10 protein-coding genes are annotated in these 17,953 nt (G+C 35.7%); 3 read left to right on the forward strand and 7 right to left on the reverse strand.

Annotated elements, in window-relative coordinates:
• Positions 1-25 precede the first annotated feature (25 nt).
• Together E5D58_RS04955 and E5D58_RS04960 are read left to right on the forward strand one after the other, a co-directional pair.
• Complete coding sequence (locus tag E5D58_RS04955; protein ID WP_136480735.1) at positions 26-2,149, forward strand: BNR-4 repeat-containing protein; 2,124 nt, start codon at positions 26-28, stop codon at positions 2,147-2,149.
• Between the two features lie 12 nt (positions 2,150-2,161).
• On the forward strand, positions 2,162-4,015 hold the full coding sequence (locus tag E5D58_RS04960) for a DUF5060 domain-containing protein (RefSeq protein ID WP_136480736.1): 1,854 nt from the start codon (positions 2,162-2,164) through the stop codon (positions 4,013-4,015).
• 53 nt (positions 4,016-4,068) lie between these two features.
• Here the strand turns inward: E5D58_RS04960 and E5D58_RS04965 are convergent, their stop codons facing one another.
• From E5D58_RS04965 to E5D58_RS04995, 7 genes are all read right to left on the reverse strand, one after another.
• Positions 4,069-5,058: a T9SS type A sorting domain-containing protein gene (locus E5D58_RS04965; protein WP_136480737.1), complete on the reverse strand. Its 990-nt coding sequence runs from the start codon at positions 5,056-5,058 to the stop codon at positions 4,069-4,071.
• 18 nt (positions 5,059-5,076) lie between these two features.
• Complete coding sequence (locus E5D58_RS04970) at positions 5,077-6,558, reverse strand: glycoside hydrolase family 30 protein (RefSeq protein WP_136480738.1); 1,482 nt, start codon at positions 6,556-6,558, stop codon at positions 5,077-5,079.
• Between the two features lie 21 nt (positions 6,559-6,579).
• Complete coding sequence (locus tag E5D58_RS04975) at positions 6,580-8,040, reverse strand: glycoside hydrolase family 30 protein (protein WP_136480739.1); 1,461 nt, start codon at positions 8,038-8,040, stop codon at positions 6,580-6,582.
• 54 nt (positions 8,041-8,094) lie between these two features.
• Positions 8,095-9,849 carry a SusE domain-containing protein gene (locus tag E5D58_RS04980; protein ID WP_136480740.1) on the reverse strand — a complete coding sequence of 585 codons (1,755 nt, stop codon included), beginning with the start codon at positions 9,847-9,849 and terminating at the stop codon, positions 8,095-8,097.
• A 28-nt stretch (positions 9,850-9,877) separates the two neighbouring features.
• Positions 9,878-11,338: a RagB/SusD family nutrient uptake outer membrane protein gene (locus E5D58_RS04985; RefSeq protein ID WP_136480741.1), complete on the reverse strand. Its 1,461-nt coding sequence runs from the start codon at positions 11,336-11,338 to the stop codon at positions 9,878-9,880.
• Between the two features lie 12 nt (positions 11,339-11,350).
• Positions 11,351-14,302 (reverse strand): SusC/RagA family TonB-linked outer membrane protein, encoded by a 2,952-nt coding sequence (locus E5D58_RS04990; protein ID WP_136480742.1) that lies wholly within the window; start codon positions 14,300-14,302, stop codon positions 11,351-11,353.
• Positions 14,303-14,582: 280 nt separating this feature from the next.
• A complete protein-coding gene (locus E5D58_RS04995) occupies positions 14,583-16,121 on the reverse strand; it encodes a DUF6377 domain-containing protein (protein ID WP_136480743.1) in 1,539 nt (512 codons plus the stop codon).
• Positions 16,122-16,597: 476 nt separating this feature from the next.
• On the opposite strand from E5D58_RS04995, the gene E5D58_RS05000 reads away from it, so the two are divergent.
• The gene (locus E5D58_RS05000; protein ID WP_136480744.1) at positions 16,598-17,941 is read left to right on the forward strand and encodes a family 43 glycosylhydrolase; all 1,344 of its coding nucleotides are present in this window, start codon (positions 16,598-16,600) and stop codon (positions 17,939-17,941) included.
• The last annotated feature ends 12 nt before the right edge of the window (positions 17,942-17,953 follow it).

Here is a 17,953-nt window from a genome sequence, read left to right on the forward strand (position 1 = left end):
GACAAATTTTAATAAAAATGGAAAAATGAGAAAGAGTTACTTTAGTTTATTTTTGTTATTAGTGTTTTGCTCTTTTGTTGAAGCTCAAAAAGAACTTGTTGTTACTTTAGATAGTTCAACCAGAGTGTCTGGTGATGGAGAAGGCGGACTTTTTTTTGCTGGAACCAAGGATGTGAACTATAGATTTGGCCAAAGAATAACACCACATGGTGATTGTGTGGATGTTGTCAATGGATATGCATTTGTAACTTGGTACAAAGGCGGTATGGATAAGCGCAACTTAATGCTTTCAAGAAAAAATTTAAATGTAGAAAACGCGCCTTGGGTTACTATTCAGTTTCCACATCAACATGTGGGGCAGGGAGGAGAATTACTGAAAGGTACAGGTATACGTGGAGATTCTCATAACACGGCTGCCGTAGGTGTGAGTACTATTGATAATACCATTCACATAATTTATGACATGCATGCCTACCGGGCATCTTCGTTACCTAATCATTTTTTCAATTATTCGGTGTCGTTAAAGAATAAGGCATTTGTACCAGATAATGAATTTACCATTGATATTTTTAATCCGAAGCGAAATTATTTAAAATCAGGTGAGGATTATGAGCGTTTGACCTACCCCATGATTCATAGAGCTGATGATGGGAGTTTGATTGCCAGATATAGGCAAGGTGGCTCAGGAAATGGTGATATACTTTTAGCGCATTATGATGGTAGTGTGTGGAGTGATAATTGGTTGTTTCATGAGGGGACACTTGCATTACCAAATAGAAATAATATGTATGGCGGTGAGCGCTTTTTAAACGGTAAGTTTTATTCTGGTTTTTCCATAAGATACTCAACTAATAATTCTACGACTACAAGTAATGGTTATATGTTAAATAGTGGGCTATATTATGCGTATACCAATGGCATTCCAAAAAACGCGTCCACACCATGGTACGATGTTAATGATGCGCCTATATCTCTTCCAATAAGAAATAATATTAACCCTAATCTCGATCCTGTACAAATTGCACAACCAGGAGATGATTATGGGACAGCTACATTACCCCGATCGTCTTCCGACCCTGCCTGGACCGTCACTGAAAATGGTGCGATTCATTTTGTGCAACGTGTTGATAGCAGAAACGTACACTATTATAAGTTGGTTACTGATTCTAATTTTTCCAGTAATGTAGATGGGCTTATCCCAAATCCAGATACTCGTGGTGAACTTTATAGCTATAAAAACCATGTGTTTATGGTAGAGTTATTGAGTGGAAAAGTAAATATAAAAACCACTTTAGAGGGACAAAATAACTGGAAAATAGTCTATGAAGGTACAGAATCTATAAACTTCGATCATTTTGATGCTTTTGTTGATGGTAATAAATTATATGTTTATCTCATGGAAGATATTGGAAACAATACACCAGGAGTTGGAGATAAACGCCCATTATTTTTTCAAGAGTTTACTCTTTCAGAAAAAGATGCACCTATTGTTGTCGAACCAGATTTGCTGATTGAAGCAGAAGATTTTACAACCGCTTCAAGTGATATCCAGATTGGCACGAGTGCTTCAGCTTCTGGGGTAGAATACATAGATTCTTTTGCTAGAAATCCAAACGGTATAGATCAATTCTTAGAGTATAGATTTCAAATCACTACCACTGGAATTTATGATATCGTGCTATATGTCGCAGTCAGAAACAGAGATGATTCTATTATGGATGTGGAAATAAACGGACAATTGTTTGATGATTTTTTAGTTAAGAAAACAGGTGATTGGAATATTTATGGCGAGAATATAATTGCTGATATTGCATTGAATCAAGGCGAAAATGTTATCAGACTCAAGCAGGAACGATCTCTATCCAGTGAGCCAGATAAAATAGAGTTATACTTGAAATCAGGTTTAGATATTAATGACTTTAATACTCAAAATACATTAGTTTACCCTAATCCTAGTAATGGTGTTTTTTATATCAAATCCAATTTTCAAAATCTTGAATATCGTTTAGTGAACATTCAAGGGCAAGTTATACAAAGTGGCATGGTTTCTCAAAATAAAGTTGATTTTTTAAACCACACACAAGGGCTTTATTTTTTAGAATTGTCTAATGAAAATAATAAGCTGGTAAAAAAAATAGTCATTAATTAGCATAACTGTAAAATGAATAAACTCCTTACTTTTCTTTTTTTGTTTGTTATAATTCTGAGTTCCTGTAAGCAGCAAAAAGAAGTTGAGTTAGAAGGTGAGTTAAAAAAGTGGCACCGAATTGTCTTAAATTTCGTAGGGCCTGAAACTAGTGAAATGGATGTTAATAATCCGTTTTTAAATTACAGGTTGGATGTTACGTTTAAAAATGGTGAGCAAATTTTTGTAATTCCAGGTTTTTATGCTGCTGACGGACAAGCGGCCGAAACCAGCGGTGATTCAGGTAATGTTTGGCAAGTTCGTTTTACGCCAAATACTATTGGGGAATGGACGTATACGGTGTCCTTTAAAGAAGGCGAAAATGTTGCGATTTCAGAAGATGTTACAGGTGCTTCAAGTGCTGGTTTTATGGATGGTCAAACGGGTAGTTTTACCATTGATGAGTCTGATAAAACAGGTATTGATAATAGAGCCAGGGGTAAGTTGGAATACGTCGGAGAGTCTTATTTAAAATTTGCCGATAGCCAAAAGTATTTTATAAAATTAGGCGTTGATGCACCAGAAAATTTATTGGCCTATACAGATTTTGATGTCTCAACCAATGCACTTGGATTTCAAAAAAACTGGGAGCCGCATGCTCGAGATTTTGAAGAAAATGCAGCACCGTATTTATGGCAAGAAAGACAAGGTAAAAACCTATTAGGAGCTATTGATTATTTAGCTAGTGAAGAATTAAATGTGTTTTCGTTTTTAACCTTTAATGTAGATGGTGACGATAGAAACGTATTTCCGTACCTTTTGAAGGTTCCAATTAAGGAATATGAAACATACGCAAGTGTAAAGAAAAATAAAGAGGCTTGGGAGACCATGTTTCACAAGACACGGTTTGATGTGTCTAAATTAGACCAATGGGAACGTATTTTTGAATATGCGGAAACCAAAGGCATGTTCCTACACTTTAAAACCCATGAAACCGAAACAGACCATTTAATGGATAAAGGGGTGTTTGGTACCGAAGGTAAATTGTATTACCGTGAACTAATTGCCCGTTTTGGGCACCACTTATCTATGAATTGGAATTTGGGTGAAGAAAATAATCAACCCACAGAGGAAGTATTAAAGGTAGCGGACTATGTTTCAAAATTGGATGCCTATAGGAGTCATTTAGTTTTACATACCTTCCCAAATAAAGACGATAGGTACTACGATTTTATTGGAGATAAATCACCGTTAACAGGGGCATCCTTGCAATTGAGACATCCAGATTTTAACGACGTTCATGAAAGGGTTTTAAAATGGAGAAATATATCAAGCGCCACTGGGAAAAAGTGGGCCTTAGCCGTTGACGAACCGGGTAAAGCAAATATTGCACTATTGCCAGACGATGAAGACCCTGAACATAATTATGCCAGAGGAAGAGCTATGTGGGGCACTTTAATGGCTGGAGGCTTTGGGGTAGAATGGTATTTTGGCTATGCCAGTCCCAATTCAGATTTAACCTGTCAAGATTTTAGAAGTCGTGATTTGTTTTGGGATCAAAACAGATATGCGCTTGATTTTTTCAATAACTATATTCCATTTTGGGATATGGAGCCACGAGATGATTTAATTACCTCCGAAGGGGTCTCTTATTGTTTAGCTAAAGAGGGGGAGATATACGCCATTTATTCCGAAGGGGACGTGGAAAAAATAAGACTGAATTTAGGGAATACTGGAAATGAGTTTATAGTAAAATGGTATAATCCTAGGCTTGGGGGTGTCCTACAATTAGGTTCCATACAATCCGTTAGTGCCTCTGGGAATGTTGAACTCGGTATGCCACCATCAGAAAAGAATAGGGATTGGGTTTTACTTATTTCTTTGAAATAGAAAAGCCCATACTGTTAAATAGTATAGGCTTTTAAAAAACTAAATAGACGAAATTAGAACACAATAAATTTCTTGACCATACTGTTATTGTTTGTGTCATTAATACGTGCAAAATAAACACCCTTACTCATTTGATTTAGGGGAATAATTGCACTACCTGAAATTTCCTTAAAAGTTATGTTACGCCCAGATAGGTCATAGATATGTACTTTTAGGTTTTGAAAGTTTGATTCTTTTATATTTAAAATTAAGCCTTCATTTTTTTTGTAGAAAATTGATATCGCATCAGACAATTTAGAGGAATTTACACCTAGAGTATAATTACAGCCATTGAATACATCTAAAAGACTTTCTCCAGAATTGTTAACTGTTACTAGCCTATTGGTTCCAGTAACTGTTTCACAAGTTTCTTCTGGCCCAGGAGTTTCTTCTGTACCCCAAGTATTTCCATTAAGATATTTATATTCAAAAACTATAGGATAATTTAATGGTGTTGGCAATCTAAAAGTTCCGCTATGGATGTCTCCGTTTACGTTAGGTAAAGCCAAATTACCAGGGTTCCATCCGTTAAAAGGCCCTGCTATGTGAATGCCATTTCCAGAAACTGAACTTTCGTCAGAAATGTCTACGTTTAACGTTACTTCAAAACTTGTACCAGACGCATTACAACCTCCAAAAGGAACAGCTGCCAAAACTACTGGCACTCCGGAATCATTTACATATAAAAACCTGTTGCCGTTCGACGGAGCGCAAGGATATCCTGCTTGCTCTTCAGCACCCCAAGCGTTGCCATTCAAAAATTTATATTCATGCCATCCTGAATTTAATGGAATAGTTACAGAATAAACACTTGTAGAACCTTCCTGAGTAAGCATGGTACTGGTTGTATTCCAGTCATTTATAGTACCTACTACATGAATACCATCTGGGCTAATAGTTTGTCCAGACATATCTACTTTAAGGGTGACATCTACTTGAGCTGTGGTTTGAAAAGAGACAAGCAGCATAAGAGCTAAAAAACTTAGAATGTAATTTGTTTTCATAATGTTTAATATTTAAGATTAGTATAATAAAGATTGCATAGCATGAGCAGGTATGGTTAATGATGCTTCGCTAGCATCAACTAAAAGTTTATAGGTAATTGGGGTATTTGTTTTATTCATAACTACCGTAACCATTTGTTTGTTTTCATTAATAAATGATGTGCTTTCAAGAGTGCTTCTACTTGTTGTAGTGCTTACTCTAGTTGCATTTGGTTTTATAAATTTTGAAAAATGGCCAATGTAGTAGTAAGAGGGCGTATAAATTAATTCGTTGGTTCTTGTATCTGCATGTATTGGTGCAAAACATAAGTTTTGGACGTGGTTAGGCCCCCCGGTTTCATCTAAAAGAATATTCCAGTCGGTCCATCCCACGGTACCACTATTAAAATCATTTATCATAGAGTTTCCATACCGCTCCGCGTTAGACCACCTGAAGTAATGTTCTGCGCTAAATTTCTCTTGGCAGCCTTCGGTAAATAGTAAGTTTTTGGTAGGGAAAGACGCTTTAATATTTTTTAAATTGTCATATTTCGGGTCGCCACCAGTCCAAGTTTCATACCAATGGAAACCAATACCCCAGGCGTATTTTGCTGCTTCAGGGTCTTCAAAAATAGTATTTGCACGATGAGAGATTAAGTCTCTATTGTGATCCCAAACTACGATGTTCTTATCACCTAGGCCTGATTTTTCAAATGCTGGACCTAGATTGTTTTTTAAAAAATCCCGCTCTTCTTCAGCCGTATAAATGCACGATTCCCAGCGCTGCTTTGCCATAGGCTCATTTTGTATAGTGACTCCCCAAACGGGAATACCTTCCTTTTCATAAGCTTTAATAAATTTGACATAATAGTTTGCCCAAGATTGATAATACTGTGGTAGCAATTTTCCTCCTTGAAGCATATTTTTATTAGTTTTCATGAATGCTGGTGGACTCCAAGGACTTGCGTAAAACACCAAATTATCCTTAATTAGACTTGTCGCTCGTTTTATCATCGGTATTCTGAACTCCTTGTCTTTTTCAATGGAAAACGTTTTAAGTTCAGAGTCACCTTCATTAATATAGGTGTGGCTTTTAGAGCTAAAATCACAGCTATGTATGCTGGTTCTAATAATGTTATAGTTTATTCCATTATTACTGTAATAGGCCTGTAACAATTCCTCTTGTTTGTCAGGACTTAATTTTGCGAAAACTTCGGCAGATGCATCCGTTATGGCTCCTCCAATTCCTAAGAATTTTTGAAATGTTTTCTTAGTATTTACGAATATGGCGACTTCTGTTTCTAGAGGCTGTTCTGTGGGATTAAATTTCAGTGTACCGGTTGGTGTTAGTCTTAAATCTGTATCTTCTGCGGTAGTATAAACCTGTATTGATTTGTTTAGGTAACCTACCTCAATAGACTCTTTTACCGCTTTGTTATCGTTAATTTGCTGCGTTTGCTTTGTTTTTGAACATGAAGCTACCAGTACAGTAACAATAAGTATTACCCTGTATTTAAACATACTTTAAAAATTTATAATTTATTACCAGACAAACGTACCAACTGAGCCGGCTTCAAGCGAAGTAGAAATTGGCTCTTTTGAGACGTCTATGTTAAAAGATTTTTTAGTTTCTGAATTATTCAGTACAATAACAACTGTTTTTCCTTGGGGTGTTTTAAAGGCTACGTTGGGAAGGTCTGACGAATAATTAGATGCTATTCGCATTGAACCTGGCCTGACGTACTTTGCGGCATGCGCTATAATATAGTAGGCTACATTTTTTTTAACAGTATTACCATCTATAGTTAAAGCTCCTAAGCATTCTGTACAACCACCATCGGTGTGGGGTTGTAGGCTGGAATTTGCAGCTAAATTCCATTCTAGTACCGTTTTACACCAGTTTCGTGAAGCGCCAACAATAAGCTCTCTTACATGCCATTTTAGATTATCTTGAAATTGTTCATTTGCACCTACCCATTGTTCTGTGAAGTAAAGGTTTTTGTCAGGATGTGCATTATGGACTAAACTGAGTTTGTCAATGCTTCCGGCGTATAAATGAAACGCTGAACCATCAATGTATTGGTTGGCATCAGGATCATTTAAAATGGAAATGGGATAGTCAGTCCTATCAGCATTATGGTCATAAATAACTATTTTGGTGTTTATTCCATTTGACGAAAAAGCAGGTCCTAAATGATTTTTTACAAAGTTAGCTTGATCAGGGGCTTCCATTAACAAGCTAGGATTATTTCCTGGATGTAAAGGTTCATTCTGTACAGTTATTGCATCTATAGTAATACCTTCATCCTCCATAGCCTCAATATATTTTACAAAATACTTTGCATAGGTTTCGTAATATTCAAGTTTAAGGCTACCTCCTTTTGTATTTTGATTTGTTTTCATCCAGGCAGGAGGAGACCATGGCGATCCCATGATTTTAATATTGGGGTTTATAGCTAAAATTTCCTTAAGAATGGGTATAAGGTTTTCCTTATCCTTGGCTATAGAAAACTTAGTGAGATTAACATCTGTTTCACCAGATGGTAAATCATTATAGGAAAATGGTGCTGTATCTAAATCTGAAGCTCCTACGCTAATTCTTAAATAGCTAACACCTATATTATTACCATCCCATCTAAAAAGGGTATTAAGAATTTGTGCTCTATTTGAAGAAGACATATTGTTTAAATGCAAGGCACTTCCTCCCGTGAGTGTATATCCGAACCCATCCATTTCTTGATAGGTTTGGTTGGCATCGATAGTAATAGAAAAATTAGAATTTTCGATGTATTTAAACACTCCTGTTTCCTGTGTCTTAAATAATTGAGATTGATCTGCCTTAGTGAGATAAAAACTCACATTGGCAGGTTCAGGCACTATTGGAGGAGGAATGGGGTTTACGTCGTCATCAGATTTTTGACAACTTTGACAACCAAAGATTGAACCTATCAAGGCCAATGTAAATATGCTTTTTTTTATGAACTTTAGATTTGTAGTCTTCATATGCTTGTATCTTGGCTCATTATGGCTTCATAGCTTTCATGACCATATTGGTAATTATTGTTGAACAAATTGATAAGTTCCAGTACTGTAGTCGTTGGTGACCTCTATACGTACCAGATAATCTCCATCATTAGTTATGTTTCTAAAGTTGGTACCACCTTTGTTGGTCATACCTCCGGAGAGCGCTGCAGGATCATCTGCTCCAAAATCGTTATCCCATGGAGAGAAGAATTTCATATCGAAATTCGCCGATAAGGCCACTGTTCCAGAGAATTGATAAGGATGTTCATAGGTTAAGAGATATTCATTTCTATCGTCCCACTTTTGATTGATTTCGTCCCAATGAAATAAGAATATATTATAATAATCCCATTGCAATTTTGCATTGGCAAAATCGATACTAAAACCATAGGCTTGATCTCTTTCAACAGTTATGTTACCTGTGCCTTCGCTCATATTTGAATTAACCATGACTCTAGATACATCGGGGGTATCTGTTGCACCAATATTGGTTAAAATGGTATAGCTTTTTCCATTACCGTCAGATGCCGTATTCAAGGAAATGTTATCTCCATTTTGCAACGCTAAATAGTTACTATTGTTAAATACGTCACCATCTTTTGTCATTTCCTCTACCATATTGTCATTAACAAAAAGGAAAAGGGTGTCTGGCGTTTCAATTGGATCTGGTCCACTTTGATCTTTTTCTATAGTATAGGTATAGGCGTCGGCCGAGAGATTCAAAGTAACAATCATCTTTCCTGTTTCTTCTGAAGGAATATCTTCAAAACTCACACCTTGGTTTGCGGCATCAGACTCCATAATTACAGTATTAGGGGTTCCAACAACACGCTTTAATAAATAATCCCAATAACCACCATTATTAACATCCGCTCTAAACAAAAATCCTCCAGTTTCAACAAAATCCATAGTGGCTTGCCATATGCCACCTCCAACATATTCTAATGGCTCGTCGCTACCCCATCCACCAATAATAGGGCTACCTTTTACATTCCAGCGTTCTATTTTCAGCAGGGAATAGGTGTTGTTATCTAAATCTACCTTAATTCTATATTGCCCGTCTTCTGGTACGGTAATTGGTGCTCCGGATTTTACAAGTTCGCCTTCTTCCGAGTTTCCTCCATAAATGAGAGCGGGTAGAGATTGTTCGCTATACAGTTTGAATGAGTTTCCTGCCGTTAAGCTGGTATATATTTCATGAATATTGGAAGCATTACCCTCGGCATTATTAAGCCTTCTTAAAGCAATTGCTTCAGATAGATTGCCGTTGTTTTCTGTTGCCGTTCCAGATATAAACAGTTTTTCTGGAATTATTTCGTTTTCAAATCTATTCATGGTAATAGAGTTAATAGTATTCGTCTTTTTGTTAATACTACTAGCAACTACCGCCCATGACAATTCAGCGTTTTCGTTTGCAGGATACCCCCCTAGAGATAGAGCTTCGTCCATCACTTCATGGGTTACAGAGGCAGATAAAGCTCTGCCTCCGTTTCCTGAAACTAAAACTAACAAGGGCGTATCAAACGCTTCGGTTCCTGCTGTATCAATAACAACCTGATAGGTTACAATGTATCCAGCAGAAGATTCTGCCGCATCCCAATTAAATATGATGTCTTCATTAGGTGTACTTTCGTTTAAGTTTATTAATGTACCATCATTGGGAGTTATATTTGAAGGCTTACTTAACTCCCACAATCCTTCTGGTTGTAGATTGTTTTCTGTGGAGCATGATATGAGTGCTGTAGCAACAATACATACTAAAGCAATATATTTTAATAGTTTTTTCATTTTTTTGGATTTTTATAATGATGCAGATTTACAATGCGGGGTTTCTATCCAATTCTTGCTGGGGGAGGGGTAGAAATATTTTTTCCTCCGTCATATTATAATTTACCGGATTACCCGTTCTTAAGTCAATTTCAACGAGATTATTCATGGTTGAAACTACTTGGTTGAACCTAACTAAGTCGTCCCATCTTTGACCTTCTTGAAAAAGTTCTAGTCTGCGTTCATCCAGAATGGCTTGTCTTAGTGCGTCTTTGGAACTTTTTCTGTCTGATTCAAGACCTAAAAGTCCCGCTCTATTTCTTATTTTATCTATTTCAATAACAGCTGCATCTAGTTGTCCCATTTCATTAAGAGCTTCTGCTTTTAAAAGAACAATATCCCCAAGTCTTAAAAGGTATTGCCTATTTGAACTGGCCCAACCATCCGCATTTTTCCATTTATAGCTAAATGGAATAGAGCTTCCGGAAGTATTGCCCCAATATTCATCAACCCATTGTACTTCTTCGAATAGTATTGATGCATTTTTTCGAATCACATCGCCTTCGGCATCAAAGGCACTTAATAAATCTTGAGATGGTGTAACAAATTTTCGCCACGAGTCGCCTGAAATAGATGGAGGTAATAACAATTGCGGACCAAAGTTACCCTCATTACCTCCTAGATACTGCACCTCAATAATAGACTCAGCATTATTATAATGATTACTATCAAACAATTCACCGAAGGGAATGAGTTGGTAGTTTGCCGTACTAGACTCCACCTTTGCTATATGCTCTAACACTTTATTGTAGTCTGGCGTTGACTGTTGTGCAAATGCTTTTGCCGCTAAAGCGTGGGCTGCTCCCGAAGTGGCACGCGCCTTATTTATACTGGCATCATTACCATAGGTTTCAGGCAACAGACTTGCGGCCAATTCAAGATCACTCGTAATTTGATTGTAAATTTCTGTGGCAGGGGATCTTGGTATTTGAACACTTTCAGGATCTGTGGATTGAATACTTTTGGTAATTAATGGAACACTCCCCCACATTTTTACAAGCGTAAAGTAATGGAAGGATCGCAAAAATAAAGCCTCTCCAATTATTTGATTTCTTCTTTCTTCGGTTAATGTTGGATCTGAAACTTCTGGTGTACGTTCAATAACAAGGTTGGCCTTAGAAATAGCATTGTAGATATTAGACCAATGTTTAAATAGTCTGGAATGTGTTGGAGTAATATTTAAAAAATCAATGGTAAATATTTCTGGGTTATCACCACCAGCATAAGCGTTATCCGACCTTACATCTTGAAACAGTATATTATCCCAAACATAATACTCGGACGATTGAAAAGACTCATAAGCCCCAGTTAGAGCCGCTTCAATTTGACTCGTTGTATTGTATGCATTTACGCTAGTTTCCTCAGAAATTGGAGTAAGATCTAAAGAGTCTTCACACGAGACAAGCATAAATATGCTTAATAATAGTATAATGGTTTTATTTGCTTTCATAGTTGTAGTTTTTTAGAAGGAGATGTTTAAACCAAAAATGGCTGTTCTCGTTTGTGGATAAGTTCCGAAATCGATTCCTCTTATGGTATTGATTGCACCAAAGGCATTTACTTCGGGATCAAATCCGCTATAATCTGTAAAGGTTAGTAAATTTTCACCCGTGGCGTATAGTTTTAAACCATCTAATTTTAAGCGCTTTAGGACGTCTTGAGAAAATGAATAACTAAGTGTAACAGCTTTAACTCTTAAATAAGAAGCATCTTCAATAAATCGTGTGGAAATGCGTGAATTATCGGCACTTCCAAAGCTAGACCTTGGAATATCTGTAATGTCTCCAGGGTCACGCCATCTATTTAAAACCGTGAGCGACTGGTTTTTTGGATCGGTCATTCCCTCGGTTTCAATGCGGGTTGCATTTAGCATATCATTACCTTGAGAACCTTGTAAAAAGATTAATAAGCTAAAGTTTTTGTAATCTAAAATATTTGTAAAACCATAGGTGAAATCTGGATTAGCATCTCCAATTATAGTGCGGTCATCGGCACTAGGCGTAAATGTTGAATTCCCATTATTATCTAAATAAAAAGCGTTTCCTGTTTGTGGGTCTACACCGCCGTATCTATAACCAAATAGAATTCCTAGAGGCTCTCCCTCCCTGATTAAACTAGCTTCGCCTCGTCCTCCTGCAATTGATCCTTGAAATACATCGGAGTCTACCAATTTGGTGATTTTATTTCTATTTAACGCCAGATTTAAATTGGTCGTCCAACGAAAATCTTTTGAATCTATATTGATGGTATTAAGTGTAAACTCGACACCCTTGTTTTCTACCTCACCAATGTTTTGAATGGCGCTCTCAAAACCTGTTGCAGTAGGTAGGGGAGCATTGTAAAGTAGGTCCTTTGTGCGTTTTACATAAGCATCTACTGTAAGGTTTATTCTGCTACTTAGTAGCGATATATCTAAACCAATATTGGTTTGATTAGATTCTTCCCATTTTAGTTTTAAGTTTTCAATAGATGATGGAAATGTACCAGGTTGCGCAACACCGCCAATTGGATAGTTAGCGCCGCTTCCTACACGTCCGAGGAAGGAATAATTTGCGATTTGATCATTTCCTACAATACCCCATCCAGCTCTAATTTTAATATCGCTAATAGCCTTAACATCATTTAAAAACGGTTCCTGAGAAATTCTCCAACCTCCCGAAAATGAGGGGAAATAACCCCACCTTTGCTCTGGTCCAAAAACACTTGAACCGTCTGCTCTAAAATTCGCTGTAATTAAGTATTTATCGGCATAACTGTAATTAAGTCTACTTATAAATGAACTGTTAGCTTTTTCTGATTTATCGGCCGACGCAGAGAAGATTTCTGAGCCTCCATTGGGTGTGGGAATGGAAGCACTTGCAAAGTTTCTCGTTTCAATACTACTATTTTCCCATTTGTTCTTTTGCTGTACATATCCTGCTAAGGCGTCAATTTTGTGATCTTTTATGGTTTTGTTGTAGCTTAATGTGTTTTCAAAAATGTAGTATGAACTTTTATTTGTATTATTAATGGATTGTCCTGACAACGACCTACCAAATCCTGTTCTAAACGGATCCAAGAAAGAATCATAAACGCCGTGTGCATTGTCAATACCAAGGTTGGTTTTAAAAGTGAAATCTCTTAAGAATTTAAATTCGAAGTACAGGTTTCCTAGTAAACGTTGACTATTAAATTCTCTTTCTAGGCCGTCTGTGGCCGCAATTGGGTTTTCCCAATTTTGAAAGGGGTTGCTAGTAAATGTACCGTCTTCATTGTATATGCCTATTACAGATGGGGTGGTTAGGGCTCCCAACAAAACACCTCCTGAATTAACATTTGCATTGTCTTTTACATCAACGTCTCTGTATTGGGTATAAGCTATTCTCGAACCAATTTTTAGCCAATCATTGACTTTCTGGTCGATATTAATCTTAAAATTATACCTTTCTAGCTCAGAGCTCCTTACAGCACCTTCTTGGTTTAAATATCCTGCAGAAACATAGTAATTCGTGCCGTTACTTTTTCCAGACATGGCCAATTGATAGTTTTGGGTATAACCATTTTGAAAAACTTCTTGTTGCCAATCTGTATTTTCTTGATATGAATCCCAATTTGTGTTCTGCCCCATTTCTGTCATTAAGTCTCTATACTGTTCACCATTTAATACAGGGAGAGTATTCCATACTTGTGCTACACCAACGTAAGTGTCGAAGGATATTTTTGTTTTCTCTGTGGTGCCTCGTTTGGTCGTTATCAAAACAACGCCATTAGCTCCTTGTGCTCCATATATGGCTGCTGATGAAGCATCTTTTAATACGGAGATAGCATCAATATCTGAAGGGTTTATAGATCGTGTATCGGTGGTAGGAACCCCGTCTACAACATAAAGTGGTTCACTTCCAGAAGTAATTGAATTAGTTCCTCGAATTCGAATGCGCATACCTTCAGATGGCTTGCCTGAATTAGCAAGGACTTCTACGCCAGCTGCCTGACCTTGTATGAGTGATCCCAGTTGCGCATTTGTTCTTTGTTCGAAAGATTCAGAACCAACTAGGGCGACAGCTCCAGTCACATCCTTCTTTTGTTGAGCTCCATAACCAACCACAATTATCTCATCTAGAGTTTCTGTGCTTTCTTGCATCGTGACATTAATGGTGGTTCTTCCATTAACATTTTCTTCAACAGTAGTCATACCAATGTAGCTATAAACAAGAACTGATTGGTCGTTCGTCTCAGCATCAAATTGATAGAATCCATCAAAATCTGACGATGCACCGTTTGCCGTTCCTTTGAGTATTACAGAGACGCCTGGTATAGGCTGTCCAGAATTATCGATTACTTTGCCTTTTAAGGTGATCTTTTGTGAAAAAGAAAATAAGGACATGAGTAAAAGTAGTAAGGAAATAGTTTTCCTAATCTTTAAAGTTTTATTCATTATTTTTAGTTTTATTTCTATTTCTTGAAAATAGAAACAGATATAGTTTATATGATTGCTGAAACAAATTAACTTTCATAGTAAACAAAAAACAACAAGGAGTATTTAAAAAGTAGATTTTAACGCTGGTATTTTTTGTCTAAACAATTGAATATCAGTTGTATGAATGATTGTTTTTAAAAAATAAAAGTATAAAAAGAGTGGTTTGTAAGTGGTGGTTATATCTATGTTCTTACGATTATTTCAATAGGAGGTGTTTAAAACTACATTAAATGAATTATTAAGATATTTTTTTTACCATATCTTCGAAATCATTTCTGTTTAAAGCGTTGTTTTTAACTTTTACTCTATAATTATAAATGGTATTTACGGAGTATCTGAGAATTTTAGATATTTTAGAGCTACTCGATATGCCTAGTCTAATTAAAGCAAATATTCTCAGTTCGGTATTTAAGCAGTTGCTGTCTTTAATTGTTATTCTTTTGTCTTCTTTTAACAAGTTATTAAACTGTTCAACAAAATTTGGATATATGTGTAAAAATGATTTGTCAAAGTTTTCATAAAAAATATTCAGTTCATTATCTATTAGCTGTTTAGATTTGGTCAACTCTAATAAGGATTTAGTCTTGTTAGATACAATATATTTCCTTACCATTTTTCTGTAGGTGTCCAATTTATTTATGTAATCAGAATAAAGGTTCAAAAAGGTGCCTATATACTGTTCTTTTATTCTGTCTGAATCTGACAGCTCATTGTATAGTCTGTTTAAATCGGCATTTGTAAGCTGTAGCTTTTTATTTAGATTTTGTAATTGGTTGTTTGCGTCTTTAAGACTTTTCCTAGCAGAAGACAGGCGTTTTATTTGTCTGTAAATGTATACAATGGTAATCACTAAAAACAAGGCCAAAACACTTATGAAAATGAGCATTTTTTTGAGCTCTTTTTGCTGTTCAAGGCTTTTTTCTTCGTATGCTTTGGATATCACCGATAGTGTATTGGAAATATTAACAAACCGTAATTTTGAATTGAATAGTTCGGCATCTTCAACAGAGAAGTCTATGTATTTGTGAGCGCGTTCTATGTCGCCCTCTCTAAAATAGATCATGGCTAAAACAGTGAGTGATGCGTTGTCTTTAACAGAGGCTTTTATGTCGGATATTGCAGAAAGAATTAAGAATTTCTTTTGCTTTTCAATATCGCCAATCAGCTCAAAAAGCAGTGACCTTTCAAAGGTAATCAATGAGTATTTTGGTGTGCTAGGTTTTACTTTGTTAAGACGTTGAGAGTTTACTTTAAGAGCTCTTTCAATATCTCTTTGATCTCTAAAACCTTTTTCAACTAAAGCCAACGATTCATCTGAGTTAGGGTCTAAGCGTTGTAATAATGAGTCTTGATAAATAGTATATAATTGGGAGTAGTTTGTTTTTATTCTTTTTACAGACGTATAAAAACTTAGTCCAGAATACCCCTCTTTGAAGATAAAATAATATAGATTTAATAGTTTCTCTGGTAGTTCGGGTCTGCGTATTGTGTTTAAAACATCAATAGCTTCTTTGTATCTTCCTGAAGTAACTAGAAGTTTGGCTAATTTTAATCTTGATTCTTTTTCAAAATTAATATCTCCAATGTTTTGTGCAACGCTAATATTCTTTTCTATATAATCAAGAGCGCGGTCAAAACTATATTTTTCGTACTCACCAATAATTTTATTGGTTAAGAAATATTTGTTTTCTAGACTAAGAGTCTCTTCGTTGAGAAGATCTTCTAAATTTTTGATTCTTAATATCTTAGAATCATCATAAAAATCTCTTCTGCTCATGCTTTTATCTAGCTGCACGAGCAATGAATCTAGCTGATTTTGACAAATGACCCAACTTTGAATAAAAAGGAAAAGGACGAAAATAATGGCTTTTCTAAACAATTTGGTTGGTTTTATTTGCAATATAATAAAATTGCGAGGATCAAATACTATCCTAATAATCCTTAAAAAGGGATGCCCTTTATTAAAAAAATCAAGGCTTTTTCATAGTCGAATATAGAGATTGTTTAAATTAAAGCTTATACTTTTAGTTACTATTATTTTATTTGCGGAATTTTATAAGTTCGAGGGGTATTTCCAAGTTGGTAATTAAACTTCAATTAAAAAAAACACTTTTTGCCGCACAGTACAGGACAGATCCGAGGACGTGTTATTTTATCTTTATCAAATCATATATTTTGGTCAAAACATAACAAGTTTGCAATGCCTAATATCTTATGTCTAGCTGCGTAAGAAAGTTTTGTAAAGAATAAAATATGAATAGAATAATTAAGGGAGCAATTTTGTGGATACTGGCTGTGGGTTGTATTTATGCTCAAAACCCAATAGTACCAAACCAAGGTTTAAACGATCCTCATATTCATATTTTTAATGATACGGCTTACGTCTACGCGTCCCACGATAAGTCCATTAAAAACGATAAGTTTATTATGGAAGATTGGTGGATTTGGTCTTCACCAGATCTTGTAAATTGGACGAAACGATTTGTACTCAACCCGAAGGACACCTATATCGGAAAAGATTTTTCAAGATGTTGGGCAACTGATGCAGCGTATAAGAATGGTAAATATTATTGGTATTTTTCCGAAGGCAATGAGCAAACTGGTGTTGTTGTTGGCGATTCTCCAATCGGTCCCTGGACAGAACCACTTGGAAAACCATTATTGACTTCAGATTTAACACCAACACACGAATACGATATGGCTATTTTCGAAGAAAATGGAGCACATTATATTATTTTTGGTGTTTGGGACTATTATATAGCAAAGCTTAATGATGATATGGTGAGTTTAGCTGAAACGCCAAAAAGAATTGAGATTTCAAATGTTAGAGGTCCATATAATACGGATGGATCGAACAAAAAAATGCCAACAGACGATAAGCCATTTCTTCATAAATACGATGGAAAATATTATTTATCTTGGGGTTGTTTTTATGCCATGTCTAATAATTTATATGGACCTTACGATTATATAGATTCTGTTATAAAAGAGGAAAGTTTTGCTGAAGGTTACGAGTCTCCCACATGGCCAAATGGTTTTTTACAAGGGCGTCATGGTAGTTTTTTTGAATGGCATAACCAATGGTATTTTGTATATTGTGATATCAGTCAAACCGGAAATCGTTATTTTAGAGATGCTTTTATTAGTTATGTGCATTATAAAAACAACGGAGAAATGGCAACCATAAGAGTAGATGGTGTTGGCGTTGGAAATTATAACGCTAATAATAGTATTGAAGCTGAAGATTATTTTAAATCTGAAGGGACTATTAAAATAGAAAATACTATCGGAGGTTTTTCAATACAGCCGCAACAGGATAATAGTTATACCATATATCCAAATGTAAATGGTTTAAAGGATAAAAACAGTCTAGAGTTACAAGTCATAGCTCGTGAAGATGTAAAAATAGAAGTTAGAGCAAATCACCCTAATGGTAAATTATTATTTACATGTAATGTGCCTAAAAATGATATCTATACGCTTCAAAAGAGACAGTTTGATATTGAAAATACAGAAGACACACAAACCATTTGTTTTGTGTATAAAGGAATAAAAGACAAATCGTTCACACTAAATAGATTTCAATTTAAAAATTAAACAACTACTAAA

It is taken from the genome of Cognatitamlana onchidii (genome assembly GCF_004804355.1).
Lineage (GTDB): Bacteria > Bacteroidota > Bacteroidia > Flavobacteriales > Flavobacteriaceae > Cognatitamlana > Cognatitamlana onchidii.

What these genes read in the sequence shown, in the direction of transcription:
- E5D58_RS04995 (WP_136480743.1), bottom strand. Translation starts at nt 16,121, where the DNA reads ATGAGCAGAAGAGATTTTTATGATGATTCTAAGATATTAAGAATCAAA.
- E5D58_RS04955 (WP_136480735.1), top strand. Translation starts at nt 26, where the DNA reads ATGAGAAAGAGTTACTTTAGTTTATTTTTGTTATTAGTGTTTTGCTCT.
- E5D58_RS04960 (WP_136480736.1), top strand. Translation starts at nt 2,162, where the DNA reads ATGAATAAACTCCTTACTTTTCTTTTTTTGTTTGTTATAATTCTGAGT.
- E5D58_RS04990 (WP_136480742.1), bottom strand. Translation starts at nt 14,302, where the DNA reads ATGAATAAAACTTTAAAGATTAGGAAAACTATTTCCTTACTACTTTTA.
- E5D58_RS04985 (WP_136480741.1), bottom strand. Translation starts at nt 11,338, where the DNA reads ATGAAAGCAAATAAAACCATTATACTATTATTAAGCATATTTATGCTT.
- E5D58_RS05000 (WP_136480744.1), top strand. Translation starts at nt 16,598, where the DNA reads ATGAATAGAATAATTAAGGGAGCAATTTTGTGGATACTGGCTGTGGGT.
- E5D58_RS04965 (WP_136480737.1), bottom strand. Translation starts at nt 5,058, where the DNA reads ATGAAAACAAATTACATTCTAAGTTTTTTAGCTCTTATGCTGCTTGTC.
- E5D58_RS04970 (WP_136480738.1), bottom strand. Translation starts at nt 6,558, where the DNA reads ATGTTTAAATACAGGGTAATACTTATTGTTACTGTACTGGTAGCTTCA.
- E5D58_RS04975 (WP_136480739.1), bottom strand. Translation starts at nt 8,040, where the DNA reads ATGAAGACTACAAATCTAAAGTTCATAAAAAAAAGCATATTTACATTG.
- E5D58_RS04980 (WP_136480740.1), bottom strand. Translation starts at nt 9,849, where the DNA reads ATGAAAAAACTATTAAAATATATTGCTTTAGTATGTATTGTTGCTACA.